Annotated in this window: 24 protein-coding genes and 2 pseudogenes; 20 read left to right on the top strand and 6 right to left on the bottom strand. The window is 60.6% G+C overall.

Annotated features, from left to right (window positions below):
• Positions 1-83 precede the first annotated feature (83 nt).
• Positions 84-536, top strand: a pseudogene (locus tag B5G28_RS06130) (MATE family efflux transporter); the annotation flags it as partial.
• A gap of 234 nt (positions 537-770) precedes the next feature.
• Here the strand turns inward: B5G28_RS06130 and B5G28_RS06125 are convergent.
• Complete coding sequence (locus tag B5G28_RS06125; protein WP_087246915.1) at positions 771-1,199, bottom strand: PPC domain-containing DNA-binding protein; 429 nt, start codon at positions 1,197-1,199, stop codon at positions 771-773.
• 329 nt (positions 1,200-1,528) lie between these two features.
• Here B5G28_RS06125 and B5G28_RS06120 point away from each other — a divergent pair, with 329 nt between their 5' ends.
• From B5G28_RS06120 to B5G28_RS06105, 4 genes are read left to right on the top strand one after another with little or no spacing between them, the layout of a single operon-like run.
• Positions 1,529-1,897: a GntR family transcriptional regulator gene (locus tag B5G28_RS06120; RefSeq protein ID WP_087246913.1), complete on the top strand. Its 369-nt coding sequence runs from the start codon at positions 1,529-1,531 to the stop codon at positions 1,895-1,897.
• Entirely contained in the window at positions 1,898-2,596 is a 699-nt protein-coding gene (locus B5G28_RS06115) for an ABC transporter ATP-binding protein (protein ID WP_087246911.1), read from the top strand.
• The gene (locus tag B5G28_RS06110) at positions 2,590-3,354 is read left to right on the top strand and encodes a hypothetical protein (RefSeq protein ID WP_087246909.1); all 765 of its coding nucleotides are present in this window, start codon (positions 2,590-2,592) and stop codon (positions 3,352-3,354) included. The genes B5G28_RS06115 and B5G28_RS06110 overlap by 7 nt, the downstream gene beginning before the upstream one ends.
• Before the next feature lie 20 nt (positions 3,355-3,374).
• Entirely contained in the window at positions 3,375-4,223 is an 849-nt protein-coding gene (locus tag B5G28_RS06105) for a DUF4097 family beta strand repeat-containing protein (RefSeq protein ID WP_158099586.1), read from the top strand.
• Positions 4,224-4,300: 77 nt separating this feature from the next.
• Here the strand turns inward: B5G28_RS06105 and B5G28_RS06100 are convergent, their stop codons facing one another.
• Entirely contained in the window at positions 4,301-5,179 is an 879-nt protein-coding gene (locus B5G28_RS06100) for a LysR family transcriptional regulator (RefSeq protein ID WP_087246906.1), read from the bottom strand.
• A gap of 127 nt (positions 5,180-5,306) precedes the next feature.
• Between B5G28_RS06100 and B5G28_RS06095 the strand changes: the two genes are divergently transcribed.
• From B5G28_RS06095 to B5G28_RS06045, 12 genes and pseudogenes are all read left to right on the top strand, one after another.
• Positions 5,307-6,335, top strand: a complete 1,029-nt coding sequence (locus B5G28_RS06095) for a YeiH family protein (protein ID WP_087246904.1) — start codon at positions 5,307-5,309, stop codon at positions 6,333-6,335.
• A gap of 184 nt (positions 6,336-6,519) precedes the next feature.
• Entirely contained in the window at positions 6,520-7,158 is a 639-nt protein-coding gene (locus tag B5G28_RS06090; RefSeq protein WP_087246902.1) for a TetR/AcrR family transcriptional regulator, read from the top strand.
• Positions 7,159-7,231: 73 nt separating this feature from the next.
• Positions 7,232-8,434: pseudogene (locus tag B5G28_RS06085) on the top strand (cation:proton antiporter); the annotation flags it as partial.
• Positions 8,435-9,055, top strand: a complete 621-nt coding sequence (locus B5G28_RS14985) for a cytidylate kinase-like family protein (RefSeq protein WP_242967480.1) — start codon at positions 8,435-8,437, stop codon at positions 9,053-9,055.
• Positions 9,056-9,245: 190 nt separating this feature from the next.
• Positions 9,246-9,878 (top strand): glycoside hydrolase family 25 protein, encoded by a 633-nt coding sequence (locus B5G28_RS06080; RefSeq protein ID WP_087246898.1) that lies wholly within the window; start codon positions 9,246-9,248, stop codon positions 9,876-9,878.
• Positions 9,879-10,293: 415 nt separating this feature from the next.
• A complete protein-coding gene (locus B5G28_RS06075; RefSeq protein ID WP_087246896.1) occupies positions 10,294-10,869 on the top strand; it encodes a hypothetical protein in 576 nt (191 codons plus the stop codon).
• Positions 10,870-11,033: 164 nt separating this feature from the next.
• Positions 11,034-11,468 (top strand): MarR family winged helix-turn-helix transcriptional regulator, encoded by a 435-nt coding sequence (locus B5G28_RS06070; RefSeq protein ID WP_087246894.1) that lies wholly within the window; start codon positions 11,034-11,036, stop codon positions 11,466-11,468.
• Complete coding sequence (locus tag B5G28_RS06065; RefSeq protein WP_087246892.1) at positions 11,465-12,241, top strand: sulfite exporter TauE/SafE family protein; 777 nt, start codon at positions 11,465-11,467, stop codon at positions 12,239-12,241. Before B5G28_RS06070 ends, B5G28_RS06065 begins: the two co-directional genes overlap by 4 nt.
• Before the next feature lie 120 nt (positions 12,242-12,361).
• Positions 12,362-12,808, top strand: coding sequence for a hypothetical protein (locus tag B5G28_RS06060; protein ID WP_242967474.1), 447 nt, complete (start codon positions 12,362-12,364; stop codon positions 12,806-12,808).
• Positions 12,809-12,810: 2 nt separating this feature from the next.
• Positions 12,811-13,002, top strand: coding sequence for a hypothetical protein (locus tag B5G28_RS06055; protein WP_087246888.1), 192 nt, complete (start codon positions 12,811-12,813; stop codon positions 13,000-13,002).
• Between the two features lie 35 nt (positions 13,003-13,037).
• A complete protein-coding gene (locus tag B5G28_RS06050; protein WP_087246886.1) occupies positions 13,038-13,967 on the top strand; it encodes a hypothetical protein in 930 nt (309 codons plus the stop codon).
• A gap of 198 nt (positions 13,968-14,165) precedes the next feature.
• Positions 14,166-14,999 carry a Cof-type HAD-IIB family hydrolase gene (locus B5G28_RS06045; protein ID WP_087246884.1) on the top strand — a complete coding sequence of 278 codons (834 nt, stop codon included), beginning with the start codon at positions 14,166-14,168 and terminating at the stop codon, positions 14,997-14,999.
• Between the two features lie 78 nt (positions 15,000-15,077).
• On the opposite strand, the gene B5G28_RS06040 is transcribed toward B5G28_RS06045, so the two are convergent.
• The 4 genes from B5G28_RS06040 to B5G28_RS06025 all read right to left on the bottom strand — a co-directional run bounded on the left by B5G28_RS06040 (position 15,078) and on the right by B5G28_RS06025 (position 18,869).
• On the bottom strand, positions 15,078-16,274 hold the full coding sequence (locus B5G28_RS06040) for a sodium ion-translocating decarboxylase subunit beta (RefSeq protein WP_087246882.1): 1,197 nt from the start codon (positions 16,272-16,274) through the stop codon (positions 15,078-15,080).
• A 27-nt stretch (positions 16,275-16,301) separates the two neighbouring features.
• Complete coding sequence (locus B5G28_RS06035) at positions 16,302-16,745, bottom strand: OadG family transporter subunit (protein ID WP_087246880.1); 444 nt, start codon at positions 16,743-16,745, stop codon at positions 16,302-16,304.
• A gap of 310 nt (positions 16,746-17,055) precedes the next feature.
• Positions 17,056-18,147: a Xaa-Pro peptidase family protein gene (locus tag B5G28_RS06030; RefSeq protein WP_087246878.1), complete on the bottom strand. Its 1,092-nt coding sequence runs from the start codon at positions 18,145-18,147 to the stop codon at positions 17,056-17,058.
• A gap of 44 nt (positions 18,148-18,191) precedes the next feature.
• Positions 18,192-18,869, bottom strand: coding sequence for a DUF624 domain-containing protein (locus B5G28_RS06025; RefSeq protein ID WP_087246876.1), 678 nt, complete (start codon positions 18,867-18,869; stop codon positions 18,192-18,194).
• Between the two features lie 238 nt (positions 18,870-19,107).
• On the opposite strand from B5G28_RS06025, the gene B5G28_RS06020 reads away from it, so the two are divergent.
• From B5G28_RS06020 to B5G28_RS06010, 3 genes are all read left to right on the top strand, one after another.
• Positions 19,108-19,968: a MurR/RpiR family transcriptional regulator gene (locus tag B5G28_RS06020; protein ID WP_087246874.1), complete on the top strand. Its 861-nt coding sequence runs from the start codon at positions 19,108-19,110 to the stop codon at positions 19,966-19,968.
• 196 nt (positions 19,969-20,164) lie between these two features.
• Complete coding sequence (locus tag B5G28_RS06015; RefSeq protein ID WP_087246872.1) at positions 20,165-21,517, top strand: extracellular solute-binding protein; 1,353 nt, start codon at positions 20,165-20,167, stop codon at positions 21,515-21,517.
• Between the two features lie 164 nt (positions 21,518-21,681).
• Positions 21,682-22,608: a sugar ABC transporter permease gene (locus tag B5G28_RS06010; RefSeq protein WP_242962107.1), complete on the top strand. Its 927-nt coding sequence runs from the start codon at positions 21,682-21,684 to the stop codon at positions 22,606-22,608.
• Positions 22,609-22,621 lie beyond the last annotated feature (13 nt).

Raw genomic sequence — 22,621 nt, 5'->3', positions numbered from 1 at the left:
TAGACGGAACCAGCGCGTAGCCTATGGCGTAAATCCAGCGACAGAGGGCTGCGCGCTTTTTGTGAGGAAGAGGGAAACGCTTTATGGAACAGAACAGTCAATTTCTGGGCACCGAACCGGTGGGCCGTCTGATGAGACGGTACGCGGTTCCGTGCATCATTTCTCTGCTGGTAGGCGCATTGTACAACATCGTCGACCAGATTTTCATCGCCAATGCCAGCTATCTGGGGTCCTATGGCAATGCTGCGAACACGGTGGTTTTTCCTCTGACGGTGGTGGCGCTGGCCATTGCCGTGATGATCGGAGACGGCTGCTGCGCCTTTGTGAGCATCAGCCTGGGTCAGGGGGACCAGGCCGCGGCCAAACGCAGTGTGGGGAATGCTGTGGTCATGAGTGTGGCCGGAAGTCTGGTGCTGACAGCGGTGTATCTGCTGCTGCAAAACCAGATCATCGCGTTGTTCGGCGGCACGGTCAATGAGGAGACCTTTCAATATTCGCAGGAGTATTTCTTCTATATCAGTCTGGGCATTCCCTTTTTATACCGATATGAAATGGGGCTATGCAAAAAACGATCAGATTTCGCTGGACAGCGGCCTGCTGGGGATCGATGCCTGTGTAGAGGTGCTGAAAATGCTGTATTGAGAACCAGCGGGTCTGGAGGGAGCGCAGGGCGGCAGCCGGAAAGGCTGCCGCCCTCTTTTTGGGTCCAGACGAAAAAAAGCCGCCGCCCGGCGGAAGAAGCCGGCGGCGGTGATGGGGAAGGCAGGGGCTCAGTCCACGAACTGGAACAGATTCAGGCCCACTTCAGGGCTGTATTTCCGCTCCACCTGGCCGGACAGAGCCGTCAGGACGAATTCTCCCGTGAGGCTGATGACGCCCCGGTTCAGATGGCCGCCGTGGCAGACATCCAGAGTGGGGTTGCCCACCACCATGTGGAGGTGGAAATAAGGTTTGCCCTCCATGGTGGTGACGGTGCCGGTGCAGGAGGCGATTTCAAAGTCGCCGGTGTAGGTCTGGGACTGATAGGCGAACTGCTGGCGGTCAAAGACCCCCAGGGTCACCTCGCCCACCGCACCGATGCCGGTGATGGTGCCCAGGGTGATCTGCTCCTTTTCGCAGAGGGCGGCCAGGCTGGCCAGAATTTCCTCCCCGCGGTCGATGCGGAGAAAATAGGTGTTGTCAAATTTGCGGTATTCCATGTGCAGGTACCTCTTTTCTGTGGTGTGGGGGCAGCGCCCGCCGGTCTGCTCCCATGATAGGCCATCGGGCGGGAAAAATCAAGGGCACAGCCCAAACCGGCCGGCCCGGCAAACAGCGTATCACTCCTGTATGAGGTGTGCGGTCTGTATGATCCGGCGCATACACCCGGAAAAGCCGCCGGCCGCATAGCCTGCCTGCAATAGGTGCAAAAATCACGTCTGCAAGCTGCTTTTTGCGAGCTGAAAAAAGCTTGTTTTGCCTGTTGACAAAGGACGAAAACTGTATTATTATATTAATACAACAACACGAAGCGAAAGGGAGGCGGCATATGAAATGGCAGTTTTCCAGTGACGCGCCGATTTATGCGCAGCTGATCGCGCAGATTCAGACGTCGATTGTGTCGGGGGGCCTGCCGCCGGGGGAGCGATTGCCCTCGGTGCGGGACCTGGCCGCCGAGGCCGGGGTCAACCCCAATACCATGCAGCGGGCCATGACCGAGCTGGAGCGGGAGGGCCTGGTGTACAGTCAGCGGACGGCGGGGCGGTTTGTGACCGAGGACCGCGCCCGGATCGAGCAGGCGCGCCATCAATGCGCCCGGCGGCAGATCCAGACCTTTGTGGAAGGGATGGAGCAGCTGGGCTACAGCCGGGAGGAAATCCTCCGGCTGGTGGAGCAGGAAACGAAAGGAGAGAGCTGAATGGCTGTTTTGGAGTGTACCAATGTGACTAAGCGATACGGCGGGGTGGTGGCCCTGGAGGATGTCAGCCTGACGGTGGAGCCGGGGCGGATTGTGGGGCTTTTGGGGCCCAACGGCAGCGGCAAAACCACCCTCATCAAGCTGGCCTGCGGCCTGCTGACCCCCACCTCGGGGGAAATTCAGACCTGCGGGCTGAAGCCGGGCCAGCCCGCCAGCCATGCCCAGATCAGTTATCTGCCCGAGCGAATGGCGGTGCCGGCCTGGATGTCGGTGCGGGATCTTCTGCAGTTTTATCAGGATTTTTATGCAGACTTCCGCCAGGATGCCGCCCTGCAGATGCTGTCCGACCTGCACATTGACCCGGCCCTGCGGGTGCGGGAGATGAGCAAGGGCAACCGGGAAAAAGTCCAGCTGATTCTGGTGATGAGCCGGGCGGCCATGCTGTATCTGCTGGACGAGCCCATCGGCGGGGTGGACCCCGCCACCCGGGACTACATCCTCTCCACCATCATCGGCAACTACAATCCCGAGGCGGCGGTGATTATCTCCACCCACCTCATCGCCGACGTGGAGAAACTGCTGGATCAGGTGATTTTTCTGAAAAACGGGCAGGTGGCCCTCCAGTCGGAGGTGGACCAGCTGCGGGAAGAACATGGCATGAGCGTGGACGGGCTGTTCCGGGAGGTGTTCAAATGCTGATCAAACTGATGAAACAGGAGTTCCGGGCCACCGCCTGGATGATGATTCCCATGTATCTGGTGATGCTGGCCCTGGCCGTGGGAGCCCGGTTTTTCTTCGATGACCTGGGCGACCTGGGCGACCTGCTGACAGCCCTGTGCGCCCTGGCGGTGGTGGCCTGCATCCTGGTGAATGTGGCGGCCATGATTTTGCGGTTCAAGCAGAACCTGCTGGGAGACGAGGGCTACCTGATGCTTACCCTGCCGGTGACGGTGCATCAGCACCTGTGGGCCAAGCTGGTGGCGGCGGTGGCATGGCTTGCCGCGACGCTGGTCATGAGCCTGGTATCCCTGTGCATTCTGGCGGACAGCACCGACTTTACCATGGGGGCCGGTGGAATCCAGGTGGGGTTTCATCTGGTGAGTGTCCACGGGGTGGCGGTGTCCTTCCCGGACAATGGACTGTTCCTGCTGGAACTGGCCGTGCTGGGGTTTGTGGCGGGCTGCACCCTCTGCCTCCAGTTTTACGCCGCCCTGGCCGCGGGCCACAGCTTCAGCAGCCATAAAATGGCCCTGTCGGTGGTTTGCTTTGTGCTCCTCAGCATGGCCACCACCGTTTTGACCGAGGCCATGCCTGTTCCCGAGGTGGAGTTCCACCGCAACTGGGTGGCGACCTTTCATCTGGCCCTCTGGGTGATTTCGGGCTGCACCGCCGTGGTGGGAGCCATCTATTATGGCATCACCGTCTATTTCCTCGAACACCGCCTCAATCTCAGCTGATGAAAAGGAGGAAAATTCCTATGAAACAAATCCTGTTGTCGGCCGGTTCGGCGGCTTTGGCGGCGGCGCTGCTGTGCAGCTGTGTGCCTTTCCAGATTGCCAGCAAGGTGCTGGACGAGAGCAACCAGGTCATCGGGCAAGATCTGGAGGATATAGCCGACTCCATCCAGGCATCCCAGGAGGTTCAGATTTCCGGCCTGACCCGCCGGACCTACACCGCCAGCCAGAATATCACCGGGCTGGACGTGGAGAGTCAGGATGCCGCCATCCGCATCGAGACGGCGGACGTCAGCCAGGTGGAAGTGGAATATGTGGAACCGTCGGACCAGACCTTGTACCGGTTCTGGGTGGAGGGTTCCACCCTCAAGATCGAAAAGCGGGGCCAGAGCAACGGCAACCGCTCGGAGGTGGAGACGTCCATGAAGATCACCCTGCCGGCTGGTGCGTACCAGGAAATCGAGATCCGCGGCACCAACAGCGGCGTCAAGATCCAGGATGTGGAGGTGCAGAGCCTGGAGCTGGAAAACAGCAACAGCAGCGTCAGCCTCAGCGGCCTGACGGTGGGAGAATTGTCGGGCGAAGTGAAAAACGGCGGCGTCAAGGTGTCGGATACCTCTGCCCGGAAGATCGAGCTGGAGCTGAGCAACGGTAGCATTGCCTTTGACAACGCCCAGGCCGACGACTACGAGTGCGAGGTGTCCAACGGCACCATCAGCGGGACCCTGGCCGGCCGGGAAGAGGACTACAACATCCGCACCTCGGTGGGGATGGGCAGCAACAACCTGCCCAGCAGTACAAAGACCGGCGCCGGCAAGTCCATTGAGTTCCATGTGGACAACGGAAGCATCAAAGTCCAGTTTGCGGGTTGACCTTCCGGGTTGACTGCGCCCTGTTATTCAAAAATCCCCCGTCCCTGCGCTTGGCAGAGATGGGGGATTGTTTTGTTTCAGTCCTGGTGCAGCAGGCGGAATACCTCCCGGTAATAGGGGGCGAAGGCGCTGCCCCGCCGCCACAGAAAAGTGAAGTCGTGGCGGATTTCCCCGTCCTCCAGGGGGATTTCCACCAGATCGCCCCGGTCCAGCTCGGCCTGGACCACCGGCTGGTAAAAGAAGGAGATGCCGGCCCCGGCGCAGACCAGGGACTTGATGAGATTGAGGCTGCCCAGCTCGGTGAGATAGCGGAAGCTGTGCACCGTGAGGTTGCGGGCTTCCAGAGCCTGTTCCAGGACGCCGCGGGTGCCGGAGCCCGGCTCCCGCACCAGAAGCCGGGCGTCCAGCAGATCGGCCATCCGGCGCACCGGCCCCGGGAACGGATAATCCGGCGCCGCCACCGGGATGAACCGCTGGGCGCAGTAAACCAGGCCCTCGTAGACCTGCTGGTCAAAGCTGCCCTCCACAATGGCGAAATCCAGCTCGCCCTGGTCCATCAGCCGGAGCAGTTCCTGGGTGTTGGCGGTAATCATCCGCAGCTGCAGGGTGGGATCGTCGGTCAGCAGCCGCAGCAGGGGAGAGGGCAGCAGGTATTCCCCGATGCTGAGGGTGGCCCCGAACCGCAGATGCCGCCGGGAATCCATCTGGTGCAGGGCTTCCTGCAGGCGGCGGACATCGTGGCGCATGGTGGCGGCGGTCTGCAAAAACAGCTGGCCCGCCTCGGTCAGCCGCAGCTGCTTGCCCTCGTAGAGAAACAGCCGGGTGCCGTACTGGGTCTCCAGGGCGTGGATGTGTTGGGATACCGCCGGCTGGGTGATGTGGAGCAGCTGGGCGGCCCGGGTGAAGTTCATGGTTTCGCAGACCGTCAGAAAGGTCTCGACGCGGAAATCCAGCATGGTACAGCCTCCTTTGGATCAATTATAACAAAACGTTATCGAAAAATAAAGAAGCATCATTTTACATAATGCTGAATTGGGAGTATATTGGTGCTGTTGTGTGATTGATTGGAAAGGAAGGAATCTTATGACAAAAACGAAAGAACTGGCCCCCGGCGTACTTCTCTGCCTGGCCCTGGCGGTGCCCTGCTGGCTGCTGGGCAAAGCATTCCCGGTGGTGGGCGGCTCGGTGTTCGCCATCCTGCTGGGCATGGTCATCGCTCTGTTTTACCGCAACAAGGCGGCCACCCAGGCGGGCATTGCCTATACATCCAAGAAAATTTTGCAGTATGCGGTGATTTTGCTGGGCTTCGGCCTGAACCTGTCCGAGATTGCCCGGGTGGGCGCCACCTCGCTGCCCGTCATCCTGGCTACCATCTCCACCTCCCTGATTGTCTCGTTTGTCCTGCACAAGCTGATGCACATTCCCACCAATATCTCCACCCTGGTGGGCGTGGGCTCCTCCATCTGCGGCGGCTCGGCCATCGCCGCCACCGCCCCCGTCATCGACGCCGACGACGATGAAATCGCCCAGGCCATCTCGGTGATTTTCCTGTTCAATATCATTGCGGCCCTGACCTTCCCCACTTTGGGCAGCGTGCTGGGCCTGTCCAACGAGGGATTCGGCCTGTTTGCCGGCACCGCCGTCAACGATACTTCGTCGGTCACCGCCACCGCCGCCGCCTGGGACGGAATGCATCCCGGCGCCAATACCCTGGACCAGGCCACCATCGTCAAACTGACCCGCACCCTGGCCATCATCCCCATCACCCTGGCGCTGGCCGTCTGGCGCACCGCCAAGGCCAAGCGGGCCGGCGGCAACCAGGGCAGCAGCTTCTCCCTGAAAAAGGTGTTCCCCTTCTTCATCCTGTTCTTTGTGCTGGCCTCGGTGATTACCACCGTCGCCACCACCGCCGGGGTGGATGCCTCGGTGTTCCAGCCCTTTAAGGAGCTGTCCAAGTTCTTCATCATCATGGCCATGGGGGCCATCGGCCTCAATACCGACCTGGTCAAGCTGGTCCGCACCGGCGGCAAGCCCATTCTGATGGGCCTGTGCTGCTGGGTGGCCATTGCCGTGGTCAGCCTGGGAATGCAGCAGGTCATCGGCATCTGGTAAAGCCGTTCCCACAAAACAAATCTTCCACCGACCTCCCGCAGCAGAGCGCAGGCTCTGCCGCAGGGGGTCTTTTTTGTGCCGGAAAAGCCCGGCCTTGTTCAGAAAAAGTTTACACTTTATTGTTGACTGATTGGTCTACTTTTCATATAATAGACCAAACAGTCTATATTGAGGAGGCTGGACCATGAAACAGCAGGAGAAAACCCAAAAGACACGGGAGCGGATTCTTCACGCGGCCCTGGCGGAATTTGGCAGCAAGAGCTACGACGCCGCCTCGGTCAACAGCATCTGCGAGGCCGGGCAGATCCCCAAAGGCCTGCTCTACCACAATTTCAAGGGCAAGGACGACCTGTACCTGAACTGCGTGAAAATCTGTTACGACGCCATGACCGATTCCCTGAAAAGTCAGGCCCTGGCATTTCAGGACGCCAAAGAGGGGATGCAGCAGATTCTGATGGCGCGGCAGAAATTTCTGGCCGAGAATCCCTGTTACGCCAATATCTTTTTCAATACCGTCATCCAGCCTCCCCGGCACCTGGTGCGGGAGCTGGCCCAGATGCGCAAAGGTCTGGACGATTACTTCAGCCAGTGCTGCCTGGACGTGCTGGACTGCCTGACCCTGCGGGACGGCATCACCAAAGAGGCCGCGCTGGAATATTTCCTGATGACCAGCGAAATGTTCAACGGCTATTTTCAGAAAAAGGCCGAGCAGGGCGGAGATTTCCGCGAGCTGATCCAGGACCATGAGGGCAGACTGTCGTCCATATTCGATATCATGCTCTACGGCATTGCAAAGGAGCCGCCGGGAGGCCGCCGCACCTGAAAAGCCCCGGATTCCCCGCGAAAAATGTCGGTACAGCCCCTGGAGGCTGCCTTATAAGGTCAGGTGAAATGCAATGATTTTAACGCTGCTGCGGTTTGGACTTACCATAGGAACCGCCTATTTTATGGGCAAGCTGGTGGCCCGGATCAAACTGCCGGCCATTCTGGGCTGGCTGCTCACCGGCATGATTCTGGGCCCCCACGCCCTGTCCCTGGTCAGCCAGGAGATGCTGGACGCTGCATGGTATGAGACGCTGGTCCATGTTTTGGAGTGCAGCGTGGGCCTGATGATCGGCACCGAGCTGGTCTGGAACAAAATCAAGCGCTCGGGCAAAGCCATCATCATCACCACCCTCACCCAGTCGCTGGGCACCTTTGCGGTGGTTTCGCTGGTGTTCGGCGTGGTGTTCTGGTTCACGGATGTGCCGGTGTATCTGGCCCTGGTGTTCGGCGGCATCGCCCTGGCCACAGCGCCGGCGCCGGCGCTGTCCATCGTCCGGGAATTCAAGACCAGCGGACCGGTGACCCAGACCCTGATTCCCATGGCTGCCCTGGACGACATTGTGGGCTGTGTGGTGTTCTTTATTGTCATGGCCCTGGTGGCAGGCAATCTCTCAGCCGGGTCGCTGCCCGCCTCCATGATTGCCCTGGTGATTGTTCTCCCCATCCTGATCGGCGTGGCCGTCGGCCTGGTGGCCGGCGTGGTGCTGAAAAAAGAGCGGGACAAACCCCAGACCCTGGCGCTTTTGATCGGGATGATTCTGGTGGCCGCCGCAGGGGGCTTTGTGTTCAATGCCATGCTGCCCCGGCCGGTTTTGAACTTTATGCTGATCGGCATGTCCTTTTCGGCCACCTTCTCCAATATGATCTCCGAAACCCGGCTGGAACAGATCATGGGGAGCTTCAGCCCCCTTCTGGGCGGGACCATGATTGTGACGATCCTGAATCTGGGCGCGCCGCTGGATTACCACCTGATCCTGGGGGCCGGCCTGTTCACCGCCGTCTATATTCTGGCCCGTGCCGCCGGAAAATACGGCGGCGCCTACCTGGGCGCGGCCATTACAAAATCCCCTGAAACGGTGAGAAAATACCTGGGCCTGACCCTTTTGCCCCACTCGGGCGTGTCCCTGGTGTTCACCGGAATTGCGGTGTCGGTGCTGACAAAACCGGCGCCGGAATGCGCCCGGATTGTCCAGGGCACCATTGCGGCGGCCGCGGTCATCAATGAGCTGATTGCAGTCCTGGCGGCGAAAAAGGGCTTTGAGTGGGCCGGCGAGATGAATGGTTCCGGCGGCAAAGCGCCCGGTGAGCAGCAGGAACAGCTGGTGGTCACCATCAGCCGGCAGTATGGCAGCGGCGGCCGGGAAATCGGCAAAAAGGTTGCCCAGCAGCTGGGCCTGCCCTTCTACGACCGGGAAATCATCGAGAGAGCGGCCCAAAACAGCTCCATGGATATCCGTTTGTTTGAGAACAGCGAGACCAAAGATGTTCCCAGCCTGCTCAGCGACCTGACCGCAGGGGTGCAGTTTGCCCAGCCTGTCATGGACAAGGTGTTTTTGCAGCAGGCGGGCATCATCGAGGAACTGGCGGCCAAGGGCAGCTGCGTGATGGTGGGGCGCTGTGCCGATGCCATCCTGTACGGCCATCACCAGACCCTCCGGGTGTATATCTACGCCGACGCCGATTCCCGCAGAAAGCGGGTGGAGGGGACCTACCATGAGCCGGGCGGCGACCTGGAAAAACGGGAGAAAAACCGCTGTACCTACTACAAACACTATACCGGCAAGCGTTTCGGCGACGCCGAAAACTACGATTTGTGCCTCAACAGCGGCACCCTGGGGGAGGAAGAATGCGTGAAAGCCATCTGCTCCGCCTTCCACAACCATAAAGCGCCGTAAGACGCGCCGCGCTCCGGCAGATCCGCCCGCCGACAAACGACATATTCGAAAACGGCATCTTTTCCCCGGCCTGTATGGAGCAGGCCGGGGCTTTTTGTGTGGCGCGGGGCAGTCCGGCGGCATAGGATGGGGCAAAGAAGTGCGGTCTGCCGGGCAGACTACGTCACCAATCCATCAGGAGGTGAGCCCTATGGCAAACAAAAAGGGCTGTGATGTGTCAAAATGGCAGGGGAGGGTGAACTGGCAGCAGGTGAAAGCCTCAGGACAGGTGTCCTTTGTGATTCTGCGGGCAGGGCTGGGCCGTTCCGGCGACGTGGTGGACCCCACCTTCGGGACCAATTACGCCGGATGTCAGTCGGTGGGCCTGCCGGTGGGGGCCTACTGGTACAGCTACGCCTCCGATACGGCTTCGGCCCAGGCCGAGGCCCGGGCCTGCCTGGCGGCAATCCGGGGCAAGAAGCTGGAGTATCCCGTCTGGTTCGACCAGGAATACAACCCCGCCACCAAAAATATGACCGTCCAGCAGCGAACCAATGTCGTCAAAACCTTCTGTGAGGCGCTGGAAAAGGCCGGATATTACACCGGGCTGTACTGCAGCCGCAACTGGCTGATCAACAACCTGGACAGCAGCCAGCTGAAAGCCTACGATCTCTGGATCACGTCCTACACCAAGACGCCGGGCAAGCTGCCGCTGCCCTATGGGATGTGGCAGTACAGCAGCACCGGCAGCATTCCGGGGATCAACGGCAATGTGGATCTGGATGTTGCCTATAAGGATTATCCCGCCATCATCCGCCGCGCCGGCCTCAATCAGCTGAAGTGAATCCCGCCGAAAGCAGGGCTCCCTCTTGGGGGCCCTGCTGTTTTGCTGCCCGGAAATCCCGTTCCGGCCTGATTTTGGGGCCAAACTTTCCCGAATCTGTCACAGTTTTGACATCTGAAACATGGTACAATAGATCGAGTTTACCAACAGCGCGAAGGAGGAAAAGTGTGTGGAAAGACATGGTTCTGTGAGGAGCCGGTCAGGGTGTGCGGCACCCTGGGGGCGCCTCCGGCGGCCGGCGGGGATGGGAAAAAGCTCCCCCGGAGGAAAAGAAACGTCCCACAGCCAGGGATTCCCTTGCGATGAAAGGTCCCGCTGATTCGTATAAAAGACAGGGGCCTGCCCGCCAGTCCGGGCGGCCTCCGGAGCCAGCCGGAGGGCGGCTTCACCCCAAAGAAGGAAAGGAACATCCCTCATGACCCGTACTGTCCAAAACGGACCAGCTGTTTTTATTGTCATTACCCAGACCGGCACCATTCTCTCCCAGATTCTTCGCATGGTGACCGGTGATGCCTATAATCACGCATCCATCAGCGTGGATGCTTCGCTCCAGACCCTGTATTCCTTTGGGCGGCTTCACCCCTATAACCCGGTGTGGGGCGGCTTTGTCCAGGAAAGCCCCGTCTCGGGGACCTTCGGACGGTTTGTCCGCACCCGGGCCAAGGTGCTGCGGGTCCCGGTGACCCAGGCTCAGTATGAGCAGATCAAGCGCCATCTGGAGTACATGTATCAGGACCGCCAGCGCTACCACTACAATTATCTGGGGCTGGTGCTGGCCTTTTTCAACCTGGCCTATCGCCGGAAAAACTGCTACTACTGCTCGGAATTTGTGAAGGACGTGCTGGTGCGCTACGATGTCACCCGGCCCGACAGCTTCGGGGAGATTGTCAAGCCCATGGAGCTGCTGGAACTTTCGGGCAGCCGGGAAATCTACAGCGGCCTTCTGGCGGAATATTCCGCCGACCGGATCAAAAACATAACCTGTTCCTGACGTCAGCCCGGTTGAATGCCAGCCTTCGGGCTGGCGTTTTTGTTTGGGCGGGGAAGGGGAGGACCCTGGCGGGGCAGTTGACTTTCAGGGAGCTGCGTGGTAAGATAGTTCAAATTTGTAAAATTCAAGAATGAAGAATCAGGGAGGGAAACCAAGTGGAACGAATGAGCATGGATTTTGCCCATGCGCTGCTGGAGTCCTACACCGAGGCCTGCAAGCCCCTGTGCAGGGAGATCCAGATGCCCCAGACGGCGTTTGATATCCTGATGTTCCTGGCGAATCATCCGGCCTGCCGGTCCGCCCGGGATATCGTGGCGGTGCGCGGCCTGAAAGCCAATCTGGTCTCGGTCAACGTGGACAAGCTGGTGCGGGAAGGGCTGCTGGAACGCCGCCCCGATCAGGAGGACCGGCGGCGGACCATTCTGGTCTGTACCGAGTCGGCCCGGCCGGTGATCGAGCGGGGCCGCCGGTTCCAGCAGGAATTTCTGGAAAAGCTGTTCCGGGACGTGCCGGAAGAGGACCGGGCGGTCTTTGTCCGGGTTATGAAAAAGGTCCGGGAGAATCTCGCCCGGATGCCGAAAGAAGGAATTGCAAAATGAATGGACTTGTCATCCTGCTGGTGACCTTTTTTGCCGGCATGGGGGCGGGGCTGGGCACCGGCTTTGCCGGCATGAGCGCCGCCGCCGTCATCACCCCCATGCTGGTGACCTTTCTGGGGATGGACCCCTATATGGCGGTGGGCATCGCCCTGTCCTCCGACGTGTTGGCCAGCGCCGTCTCGGCCTACACCTACGGGAAAAACAAAAATCTGGATGTCCGCAACGGCCTGATTATGATGGTCAGCGTGCTGGCCTTTACGGTGGTGGGCAGCTATGTGTCCAGCCTGATGCCGGCGGCCGCCATGGGGAACTTCTCGGTCATCATGACCTTTCTGCTGGGCGTCAAATTCATCGTGATTCCGGTGATGACCACCAAGGAGTCCATGGATTCGGTCTCCCCCCGCAAGCGGGCGGTGCAGTCCATGGTGTTCGGGGTGGGCATCGGCTTTATCTGCGGCTTTATGGGCGCAGGCGGCGGCATGATGATGCTGTTGATCCTTACCTCGGTGCGGGGGTATGAGCTGAAAACCGCTGTGGGCACCAGTGTGTTTATCATGACCTTCACCGCTCTGACAGGGGCGGTGTCTCACTTTATCATCGGCAGCCAGCCGGACTGGGTGGTGTTCGCCCTGTGCGTGGTGTTTACCTTCCTGTGGGCGCGGGTGGCCGCTGTCTTTGCCAACAAGGCGGACCCCGTGACCCTCAACCGGGCCACCGGCGTGATTCTGGTGACCCTGGGCGTGGTTATCCTGTCCTTCAATTTCATCAGCTGAGGGAAATATCTGAATCCAACGGCGGCGAGGGGGAGACCCTTCGCCGCTTTTTGTTCGGGGCGGGATTGGTCCTTTTCTTCCCCGGGCAAGTGTGCTACAATGAAACAAAGGAGGCGCACCATGGATCAATATCATTTTTACGGCTGGGAACAGGCGGACGTCCCGGCCCGGGAGACAAGCTATCCGGGCATCCGCACCCCGCTGGATTTGTACGACAAACTGTCGCAGGTGTGGTGCCGGGAGACCTGTGCGCCGCGGCTGCAGGCCGCCTGGACCCCCGAAAACAAGACCCTGGGCCAGTGCTCCATCACGGCGTTCCTGGCGCAGGATATCTTCGGCGGGGAGGTGTATGGCGTTCTCCGCCCCCGCGGGAATTACCACTGCTACAACGTGGTGGATGGCCGTGTGTTTGACCTGACCAGCGAACAGTTCGGCGGGGAAACCCTCTGTTATGAGGATAATCCCCGGCAGCTTCGGGAGGTCCACTTTGCCAAAGAGGAAAAGCGCCTGCGGTATCAGCTTTTGAAGCAGCGCCTGAAGGAAATCTGTGACGGGACGGAGGGGTGAAGATGGATCGTTTGGAGGCGTTCGAGGCCATGCTGGCCGACCTGACCCGCCAGGCTGAGGCGGAAAAACAGCAGATGGAGCAGCTGAAGGCGGCCGGAAAAGAAAAATCCGCCACCTATCGCCAGTATTTTGGCAACAAGCTGATCTACAGCCAGATTTTTGCCTGGTATAAGAAGTATGGTCTGATGGATTGACCGCCGGCGGTTAGCCCGGCCGAAAGGAGCCGCAGATGGAGGAATTGAAAAGGCTTTGGCAGCAGGTGGCCCAGCAGAAAATTGTGCAGGCCAAGTACCATGAGCTGCAGTCCCAGCGGGGGGAAGTGGCCTCCCGGCTGAAAGAGCTGGAAAAGACAAAGGCGGAGGAACAGGCCGATGTGGACCGCCTGGAAAAGGGCGGCCTGGCGGCGTTTTTCTACCAGATGGCGGGCCGGATGGAGGAAAAGCTGGACAAAGAGCGGCAGGAGGCTTATGCGGCCCGGGTCCGCTACGATGCCGCCGCCCGGGAACTGTCGGCCCTGGATCGGGAGCTGGGCCGCATGGAGGCCCAGCTGAAAGAGCTGTCGGGCTGCGACCGCCGCTATCAGGAGGCGCTGGTGGCCCGGATGCAGGAGATCAAGGCCACCAACAGCCCTGCCGCCCAGGAACTGGTGGAGAGCGAGACCCGCGTCATGGCCATGAAACTCCGCCAAAAGGAAATCCGGGAGGCGGTCCAGGCGGGGCACACCGCGCTGGAAACCGCCCGCCAGATGCAGGAATCCCTGGACGACGCCGAGGGATGGAGCACCATAGACCTGATGGGCGGGAGCGTCCTCAGCGACCTGGCCAAGTATGAGCATCTGGACCAGGCCCAGGAGCTGGCGGAACGGCTTCAGATGGAGCTGCGGCGGTTCAAGACCGAGCTGGCGGATGTGGAAATCAACCCGGAGATGCAGGTCACAGTGGATGGATTTTTGCGGTTTGCGGATTTCTTCTTCGACAATTTCTTCACCGACTGGGCGGTGCGGGACCACATCGTCGAGGCCCAGGAACAGGTCCAAAAGACCCAAAGTCAGATTCACCGCCTGCTGGACAAGCTGGACCGGATGGACTCCGCTTTGAAAGCCCAGCTGGAGGACGAGTGCGAAAAACAGGAGCAGATTGCCCGCAGCGCAGAGCTGTGAGCGGCCCTGCATTTCCCCGGGAAAATCTGCACTGAAAGAAACAAGCTCCCCTGCGGCGGCCCGGCCGGGCTTCTGCGGGGGAGCTTCTTGTTTGGAGGGGGACAAAAAAGGCTGTACCAAACCCCGAAAATCTGGTATCATGAAAGCCGAAAGGACTGCGGCCCGGCCGCAAAACGCCAGAAAGAAGGAGAAACACCCATGGGAAAGATTCTGTTCATTGACATCGACGGCACCCTGGTGGATTACGAAAACCGCCTGCCCGCCTCGGCGGTGAAAGCCATCCGGATGGCCCGGGCGGCAGGGCACCGGGTGTACCTGTGCAGCGGCCGCAGCAAGGCCGAGAACAAACAGGAAATCTGGGACATCGGCCTGGACGGCTACATTGGAGGCAACGGCAGCTATGTGGAGTCGGACGGGGAAGTGGTGATGCACCAGCTGGTCACGCCGGAGCAGTGCCGGCGGATTGTGGACTGGCTCCACAGCCGGAAACTGGAATTCTACCTGGAGAGCAACAGCGGCCTGTACGGCAGCGAGAACTTCCGCCAGCGGGCGGTTCCGGTGATGAAGGAGTACTGCCGCCGCAAGGGCAAGGCAGACGCCGACCAGGCCAGCCCCGACACGGTGTTCCCAACCATGATCTATGGGGCCGACCTCTACCGGGACGATGTGAACAAGGTCAGCTATATCCTGGACAGCTATCAGGACTTTCTGGACGCCAGGGAGCAGTTCCCCGACCTGCAGAACGGCACCTGGGGCGGGGCAGGGGAGACGGCCCTGTTCGGTGACCTGGGTGTGAAGGGCATCACCAAGGCCCACGCCGTGGAGGTGCTGCTGAAACACCTGAACGCCCGGCAGGAGGACACCATCGCCTTTGGAGACGCGGCGGTGGATATCCCCATGTTTGAGGTCTGCGCCCAGAGCTGCTGCATGGGCAGCGGCGGAGATGGAGCCAAGGCGGCGGCCGGCTATGTGACCACCGCCGTGGAGGAGGACGGCCTGTACAACGCCTTTGTTCACTTCGGCCTGCTGTAAAAACCAACCCGATACACACAAAAAGACGGCCGGGCTTCAAAAGCCTGGCCGTCTGCCGTTTTTATGGTAAGCTGGGGATTACAGGCCGCGGCACATGTTGATGAGGATACCAGCGGCCACGGCGCTGCCGATAACGCCGGCCACGTTGGGGCCCATGGCGTGCATCAGCAGATAGTTGCGGGGGTTGAATTCCTGACCCACTTTCTGGGAGACACGGGCGGCCATGGGAACGGCGGAAACGCCGGCCGAGCCGATCAGAGGATTGATCTTGCCCTTGGTGACGAAGCACATGATCTTGCCCAGGATGACGCCGCCGGCGGTGCCGAAGGCGAAGGCAAAGACGCCCAGGAAGATGACCATGACGGTCCGCATGTTCAGGAAGGTCTCTGCGTTGGTGGTGCAGCCCACCGAGAAGCCCAGGAAAATGGTGATGATGTTCATCAGCTCATTGCCGGCGGTCTTGGTGATGCGCTCCACCACGCCGCACTCCTTCATCAGGTTGCCCATCATCAGGCAGCCGATCAGGATGGCGGCATCCGGCAGCAGCAGGCTGACCAGGATGGTGACAATGATGGGGAACAGGACCTTTTCGGTGTGGCTGACCTTGCGGGGGGCCTCCATGATGATCTGGCGCTCTTTCTCAGTGGTGAGCAGCCGCATGATGGGGGGCTGAATGACCGGCACCAGAGCCATGTAGCAGTAGGCTGCCACGGCAACCGAGCCCAGCAGTTCCGGAGCCAGGATGGAGGTGGTCAGAATCGCGGTGGGGCCGTCGGCGCCGCCGATGATGCCGATGGAAGCGGCTTCCGCGGGGCTGAAGCCCAGGATGCGGGCGCCGATGTAAGCTACGAAAATACCCAGCTGCGCAGCCGCACCCAGCAGCAGGCTGGAGGGACGGGCGATCAGCGGCTCAAAGTCGGTCATGGTGCCGATGCCCAGGAAGATCAGCGGCGGATAAATGCCCAGCTTGACGCCTAAGTACAGATAGTCCGCCAGACCGCCTGAGCTGCCCAGCATCTGCCAGTTGATATGGCCGGTCTCATTGATGAAGATGTCCATGTGGATGATGCCATCCAGCGGCAGGTTGGCCATCAGCATGCCGAAGCCGATCGGCAGCAGCAGAAGGGGTTCAAACTGATGCACGATGGCCAGATAAATCAGAATGCAGGCTACCAGCAGCATGACCGCATAGCGGTAGCCGCCCACCGCCGTGAAAATCTGTGCGTAGCCGGAATTGGCAAAAATTTCCTGAAGATTGTTGATAATTGCGCCCATTGTATCACGCTTCCTTCCCCGATGAAGTTACATAAAGGGCCGGGTGCTCTGTACCACACCGGCGTCGCCCCATGCGCCGCGGCGGGAACCGCCTGCCTGCGGCATACGGCGGATCTCACGGACCACAGCGTGGCCGCCTTCCATCGAGTAGATGGCGGCGGAGATCACAGCCACAACTTCGCCCGGGATGCCGGTCTCGACCACAGGGGCCGGGGCGGCCGGCGCAGAAACAGCGGCGCGCGCAGCAGGTGCAGCCGGCTTTTTCTGGGCGCTCTTGTTGAGTTCGTCCATTGCTTTGGCACGCTTTTGGGCGCTGTCCTTGTCGTTGAACGAGTCAAACAGCTTGCCTTCCAGCGTGATAATCAGGCACAGGGCGACCAGAAGTCCGAACACCAGCACCAGACTGGTGGACACCAGCGAGGCGTCGAACAAGGTCAGGCCGCCGGCAGCCAGCGGTAAAAGATAATCCATGACGGGCCCTCCTTCATTTGCAATTTCCCGGTGCAGACCGGGCAGAATACCTAAACCCGAATTGACACTATTATAACATGACGTCTAATTTTTTGCCAGTGAATTTGGAAAACTTTTTGTATTTTATTGCAATAATGGCCAAATTTTATGGAAATGCGGACCCTGCGTCCCCGCGGGTCGTCTGCCCTGCGGGAAGGGCTGTCCCGGGCATCGCCGGATAAAATCCACGCATAACCACCGCTTTTGCCCCGGCGCGGGCCGCCGGACGCAGAAAGAGCCGGGCCCTCGCAAAAAGGCCCGGCCCAAAGGGTTATTTCAGAATCCGTCCGTGCTTGTCCACATGGTTGAGGATTTCGCAGCCATCCTCGGTCACCAGCACCAGGTCCTCCACCCGGACGCCGAACTTGCCCGGCAGGTACACCCCCGGCTCGATGGAGAAAATCATCCCCGGCTCGGCCAGAGCGGTGTTGGCGCTGCTGACATCGCCCTGCTCATGGTCCCGCTGGCCGATGAAATGGCCCAGGCGGTGGGTGAAGTATTCGCCGTAGCCTGCCGCGGCAATGTGGTCCCGGGCAGCCTTGTCCAGCTCACAGAGGGGGACGCCGGGGCGGACCAGTGCCTCGGCCCGCTCGTTGGCCTCCCGTACCAGATCGTGGACGGCCCGGGCCTCCTCGCTGGCCTCCTGCCAGAAGAAGGTGCGGGTCATGTCGGAACAGTAGCGGTCCTTGCGGCAGCCCATGTCGATGACGATGGAGTCGCCGGGAGCCAGCGGGGTGTCGTCCGGCTCGTGGTGCGGGTCGGCCCCGTGGGCGCCAAAGGAGACAATGGTGGGGAAGGAGGGGCTGCTGCAGCCCAGGGCGGTGTACCGGCTCTCAATGAACCGGGCAGCCTCCCGCTCGGTGACTCCCTCGTGGAAGAAGCCGGCCACTTCCTCCATGACCTGGTCGTTGATCCGGGAAGCGGCCCGCATCAGTTCCTGTTCGGCCTCGTCCTTGCAGGCGCGGCAGTGGTCCACGCAGTCGGAGGCCAGGACGGGCCGGGCGCCGGGCAGCCGCTCCATCAGGGGCAGCAGGAAGCGGGCGGTCCAGGTCTTGTCGATGCCCACCGGTGCGGCCGGGTCCAGCCGGGCGGCCAGAAGGCCCACGGCGTCGTCGGTGTCGGTGAACCACACCTGCTCCCAGGGAGCGGCGGGGGCAGGGAACAGCCGGTTCAGGAAAAAGCAGTGACGGCCGTCCTGCCGCACACAAAAGACCTGCATCCGCTCGATGGGGTCGTTGTCGTAGCCGGTCAGATACCAGACGCTGTCCGGGTCGGTGACCAGAAGCTGGGTCAGGCCCATGGCGGTCATCCGCTGGATGACCCGCTCCAGGCGGGCCTGGTAAAGCTGTGTCGATTCGTCCATAGGGAAAGACTCCTTCCTATTTATAAAAGATACGGGGGAGGGGATTACACTTCCTCCTCCTGGGTTTCAGACTCCTCCTCGTCCGGGGAGACGGGTTCGTCGGGGGTGTCGTCGGGCTGGTAGCGGCGGAATACCGGCTCCAGCAGCAGGGTGAACAGCCAGGCCGCCGCCCCCGGCAGGATGACGATGGGGATCAACAGCACCCGCACCAGCAGGGCCGAAATCCCCACAATGGCCACCAGGCCGATGGTGCGGGGCAGACAGCCCAACGTCAGCCGCAGGGCGGTGAGCATCAGATCCACCGGCCGGAACGCAAACCGGGACAGCAGGGGAAACATCCAGCAGGCGGCCCCCACCGGCAGAATCATCACCACCAGGCAGAAGATCAGGGCGGCCCAGGCGGCAGAGGTGCCCGCGGAAGCCGCAGCGGCGGTCATCTGCAGGGCGTACACCAGCATCAGCAGCACAGCGCCCCACACCACCGTCACCAGACTGGCGGGGAGCAGCTCCCGGCGGAACGTCTGCACAAACCGCTTCCAGGGTATGGGCTCGGGGCCGTGCAGACAGTGGGCCGCGGCGTCGTAGAGGGCGGTGGTGGCGGCGCCCGCCGTCACCAGCGGCAGGGAACACAGCAGCCACAGCAGGCTCAGGATCAAAAGGTCGGCCAGATGGTCCAGCGTCTGCCAGAACTTGTTTTCCGGGTTGAATATGCTGCCAAACATCGCACAGGGCTCCTTTCACACGGGTCGGACAGGCGGCGTCTGCCCTTACAGGGCAGGCCCGCCTCGGCTGATGTTATCATAGCACATTCGGGGACGGTTGTCATCTGCCCCCGCAGCCCGCCGGGGGCCTTTTTTGGAAGCAGCAGAGGGATTTTTCAAAGATTGAAAATTTTTTTCATACATGATACTATACACTCAGAACCCGATATTTTTAACGCGATGATAGGAGGAAACCACTATGCCTGCCAATCTGCGAAACGTGATGGAACGGATCAGTGCAGAATATTACCAGTTGACCGCGTCGGAGCGCAAGGTGGCGGATTACGTCAACGACCACCAGCAGGAGGCGCAGAATTTGTCCATTTCCGAGCTGGCGGAGGCCTGCGGGGTGGCGGAGGCCACCATCACCCGCTTTTGCCGCAAGCTGGACTATAAGGGATACAATGCTTTCAAGCTGGCCCTGGCCAATGTTGTGGGCAGCCGCCGGGGGATGCCCTTCCTCAGCGGCGAAGTGACCCCCGAGGACGACATTCAGGAAATGTGCCATAAGCTGTACGGCGCCGAGGTGGAGGCCATCTCCCAGACCCTGACCCTCATCCGGCCCGACAACATCCGCCGGGCGGCGGATCTGCTGACCCGGGCCGACAAGGTGTTCTGCATGGGCCAGGGCGGTTCCATGATTATGGCGGAGGAGGCAGCCCACATTTTTTCGACGGCAGGCAAAAGTTTTTTTGCCATGAGTGATTCCCACACCCAGATTGTCTACACCGCCACCCTCACCGAACAGGACGCCATTCTCTTTTTCTCCTACTCCGGCGCCACCCGGGAGGCGGTGGAACTGCTGGAGCTGGCCCACCGGCGGAAGGTGCCGGTGGTGCTGGTGACCCATTTCCCCAAGTCGCCGGCCTGTGCCTATGCCGACGTGGTGCTGCAGTGCGGCGCCAACGAGGGCCCGCTGCAGCTGGGATCGGTGCCGGCCCGTATGGCCCAGCTGTTCCTGATTGATGCCCTGTTCACCGAGGTCTGCCGCCGCCAGGAAGATACGGTGGAGGACGTCCGCAGCAACCTGGCCGACCTGCTGGCGGCCAAGCACCTCTGAAAGGAAAGCAAAAGCCCTGCTTGAAAATCGTAAATCATAAAAAAATCCGTCTGAAAAAAATTTTCAAAAAGATACACAAAATGTATTGACTTTTATTTGTCTTCTTTGTAAAATGGACTCAAGAGAACCGGAGGCGCACACTGGCCGACCGGTAGGGCAACCGGCTTGATAACCGGCACGACAAAAGGAGAACACTATGAAGAAGAGAGCAATTTCACGTCGGGACTTTCTGAAGGTCACGGGTGCCGTTGGCGCAGCCGGCCTGCTTGCTGCCTGCGGCGGCTCGGATTCCAGCAGCACCGCTGCTTCCACCGCCAGCTCCACCGCTGCTTCCACCGCTTCCGGCGATGGCGTGTCGATTTCGCTGTGGACCTACCCCATCGGTTCCTGGGGCGGCACCGAGTCCAAGCTGGACGACATCATCGCAGCCTTCAACAAAGTCCATCCCGAGATCACCGTTACTTACGAGACTCTGGACTACCAGAACGGCGACAACCTGGTCACCTCGGCCATCACCGCCAAGGAGACCCCCGATATCATCATGGAAGGCCCCGAGCGTCTGGTTTCCAACTGGGGCGCCAACAACCTGATGGTGGATCTGAGCGACCTGTGGGCCGACACCGAGGACGACATCGCCGCAGTCAGCGATTCCGTGGTCAGCGCCTGCCAGCTGAACGGTGCTTACTATGAGTACCCCCTGTGCATGACCACCCACTGCATGGCCATCAACTACGAGGTCTTTGAGAAGGCCGGCGCTCTCCAGTATCTGGACGAGGAGACCCGCACCTGGACCACCGACGATTTTGTCAAGGCCATGGAGACCATCCGTGATTCCGGCCTGGCCGCTGTGCCCGGCATCATCTACTGCGGCGGCCAGGGCGGCGACCAGGGCACCCGCGCACTGGTGAACAACCTCTACTCCGGTACATATACCAACGCCGACCACACCGAGTACACCGCCAACAGCCCCGAGAACGTCAAGGCTCTCGAGCTGCTCAAGAGCATGGTGGACAACCGCAGCCTGAACGCCAACGCCGGCTTCCAGGCATCGGATGAGCTGCAGCAGTTCGCCAACGGCACCGCCGCCGTCACCTTCTGCTGGAACGCCTCCAACAAGGCACAGTATGCCTCTCAGGTCACCTTCACTCCGTACGCCATGGCATTCCCCTCCGATGACGGTGTGCCCGAGCTGTGCGGCGGCATCTGGGGCTTCGGCATCTTCAACAGCGGCGACGACGCCCGCATCGAGGCCGCCAAGACCTTCATCCAGTTCGTCTGTGACGACGCCAGCCAGGCTGCTGAGAGCGTCCGCCTGACCGGTTTCTTCCCGGTCCGCGAGTCTCTGGGCGATGTCTACGAGGGCACCGACCAGGCTGAGCAGATGGGCGAGTTCGCATCTCTGATGCCGTACCTGGGCGACTACTACAACGTGGCTCCCAACTGGACGGCTCAGCGCCAGAACTGGTTCAACATGCTGCAGGAGATCATGGTCAATGGCACTCCCGCACAGGAAGCCGCTGACGCCTTCGTCGCAGCAAGCAATCCGTAAAGGACATCTCCGGCCTTGTACAGGGCCCGCCCCCGGCGCGCCGCTGACAGCCGGATGATCCTGACAGGAACAAACGGCGCGCCTGCCGCCTGGTCACCACAGGGGCAGGCGCGTTTTATGTGAATCGCCGTCTCTTATGCAAACTGTGAAAGGAGGGAATCAACGTGGCTCAGACTTCCGTTAAGGAACAAAAAGCAAATGGTTCCAAGGGACGTCCCGCCAGCCGCGTGCTGGCCCGGCGGGAGACAATTTCCGCCTATCTGTTCATGCTTCCCAGTCTGATCTTCTTTGTGGGATTCGTGCTGGTGCCGATGGGGATGTGCCTGGTCTACAGCTTTTTGGACATGGGCATCGACACCTCGGCCGCAACCTTCGCCGGCTTGAGCAACTATATCGAAATGTTCCAGGATAAGACCTTCATCCGTTCGCTCTGGAACACCGTCCTGATCGTGGTGGTGTCGGTCCCCCTGGTCACCGCCTTCTCTCTGTGGGTTGGCTCTGCCATCTATCCCATGCGCTCCAAGATGCGCTCCTTCTTCCGCTGCGTGTTCTACCTGCCGGTGGTTACCGGCTCGGTGGCCGTCACCGTGGTGTGGAAGTGGATGTTCAACCCCTACAACGGCCTGCTGAACCAGATTTTCGGTACCGTCGGCTTTGACTGGCTGGGCGATACCCGCACCGCCATCTGGTGTATCATTATGATCCTCTTCACCACCTCCATCGGCCAGCCCATCGTCCTGTACGTGGCTGCCCTGGGCAACGTGGACCGCTCCCTGGAAGAGGCCGCCGCCATCGACGGCGCCACCCGGCTGCAGATTTTCTGGAAGATCAAATGGGCCCAGATCATGCCCACCACCCTGTACGTGCTGGTCATCACCACCATCAACAGCTTCCAGTGCTTCGCACTGATCCAGCTGCTGACCCGCGGCGGCCCTCTGGGCAGCACCAGCACCCTGATGTACTACATCTTCGATATGGCGTACAACTATCAGCGGTTCGGCTACGCCAACGCCATGGGCGTCGTGCTGGCCATCTTCATCGCCATCTTCTCCGCGATCCAGTTCAAGGTCGCGCAGACGGACAACGGTTAAAAGGGAGGTATTG

Source organism: Faecalibacterium sp. An77 (assembly GCF_002161315.1).
GTDB lineage: Bacteria > Bacillota > Clostridia > Oscillospirales > Ruminococcaceae > Faecalibacterium.
This window is presented reverse-complemented; position numbering and strand designations above follow the sequence as displayed.

Coding starts and splice junctions, on each gene's coding strand:
- B5G28_RS06015 (WP_087246872.1), top strand. CDS start 20,165: ATGAAGAAGAGAGCAATTTCACGTCGGGACTTTCTGAAGGTCACGGGT.
- B5G28_RS06030 (WP_087246878.1), bottom strand. CDS start 18,147: ATGGACGAATCGACACAGCTTTACCAGGCCCGCCTGGAGCGGGTCATC.
- B5G28_RS06040 (WP_087246882.1), bottom strand. CDS start 16,274: ATGGGCGCAATTATCAACAATCTTCAGGAAATTTTTGCCAATTCCGGC.
- B5G28_RS06110 (WP_087246909.1), top strand. CDS start 2,590: ATGCTGATCAAACTGATGAAACAGGAGTTCCGGGCCACCGCCTGGATG.
- B5G28_RS06025 (WP_087246876.1), bottom strand. CDS start 18,869: ATGTTTGGCAGCATATTCAACCCGGAAAACAAGTTCTGGCAGACGCTG.
- B5G28_RS06060 (WP_242967474.1), top strand. CDS start 12,362: ATGGATCAATATCATTTTTACGGCTGGGAACAGGCGGACGTCCCGGCC.
- B5G28_RS06100 (WP_087246906.1), bottom strand. CDS start 5,179: ATGCTGGATTTCCGCGTCGAGACCTTTCTGACGGTCTGCGAAACCATG.
- B5G28_RS06095 (WP_087246904.1), top strand. CDS start 5,307: ATGACAAAAACGAAAGAACTGGCCCCCGGCGTACTTCTCTGCCTGGCC.
- B5G28_RS06035 (WP_087246880.1), bottom strand. CDS start 16,745: ATGGATTATCTTTTACCGCTGGCTGCCGGCGGCCTGACCTTGTTCGAC.
- B5G28_RS06050 (WP_087246886.1), top strand. CDS start 13,038: ATGGAGGAATTGAAAAGGCTTTGGCAGCAGGTGGCCCAGCAGAAAATT.
- B5G28_RS06065 (WP_087246892.1), top strand. CDS start 11,465: ATGAATGGACTTGTCATCCTGCTGGTGACCTTTTTTGCCGGCATGGGG.
- B5G28_RS06105 (WP_158099586.1), top strand. CDS start 3,375: ATGAAACAAATCCTGTTGTCGGCCGGTTCGGCGGCTTTGGCGGCGGCG.
- B5G28_RS06125 (WP_087246915.1), bottom strand. CDS start 1,199: ATGGAATACCGCAAATTTGACAACACCTATTTTCTCCGCATCGACCGC.
- B5G28_RS06090 (WP_087246902.1), top strand. CDS start 6,520: ATGAAACAGCAGGAGAAAACCCAAAAGACACGGGAGCGGATTCTTCAC.
- B5G28_RS06070 (WP_087246894.1), top strand. CDS start 11,034: ATGAGCATGGATTTTGCCCATGCGCTGCTGGAGTCCTACACCGAGGCC.
- B5G28_RS14985 (WP_242967480.1), top strand. CDS start 8,435: ATGAATGGTTCCGGCGGCAAAGCGCCCGGTGAGCAGCAGGAACAGCTG.
- B5G28_RS06120 (WP_087246913.1), top strand. CDS start 1,529: ATGAAATGGCAGTTTTCCAGTGACGCGCCGATTTATGCGCAGCTGATC.
- B5G28_RS06045 (WP_087246884.1), top strand. CDS start 14,166: ATGGGAAAGATTCTGTTCATTGACATCGACGGCACCCTGGTGGATTAC.
- B5G28_RS06055 (WP_087246888.1), top strand. CDS start 12,811: ATGGATCGTTTGGAGGCGTTCGAGGCCATGCTGGCCGACCTGACCCGC.
- B5G28_RS06080 (WP_087246898.1), top strand. CDS start 9,246: ATGGCAAACAAAAAGGGCTGTGATGTGTCAAAATGGCAGGGGAGGGTG.
- B5G28_RS06075 (WP_087246896.1), top strand. CDS start 10,294: ATGACCCGTACTGTCCAAAACGGACCAGCTGTTTTTATTGTCATTACC.
- B5G28_RS06020 (WP_087246874.1), top strand. CDS start 19,108: ATGCCTGCCAATCTGCGAAACGTGATGGAACGGATCAGTGCAGAATAT.
- B5G28_RS06115 (WP_087246911.1), top strand. CDS start 1,898: ATGGCTGTTTTGGAGTGTACCAATGTGACTAAGCGATACGGCGGGGTG.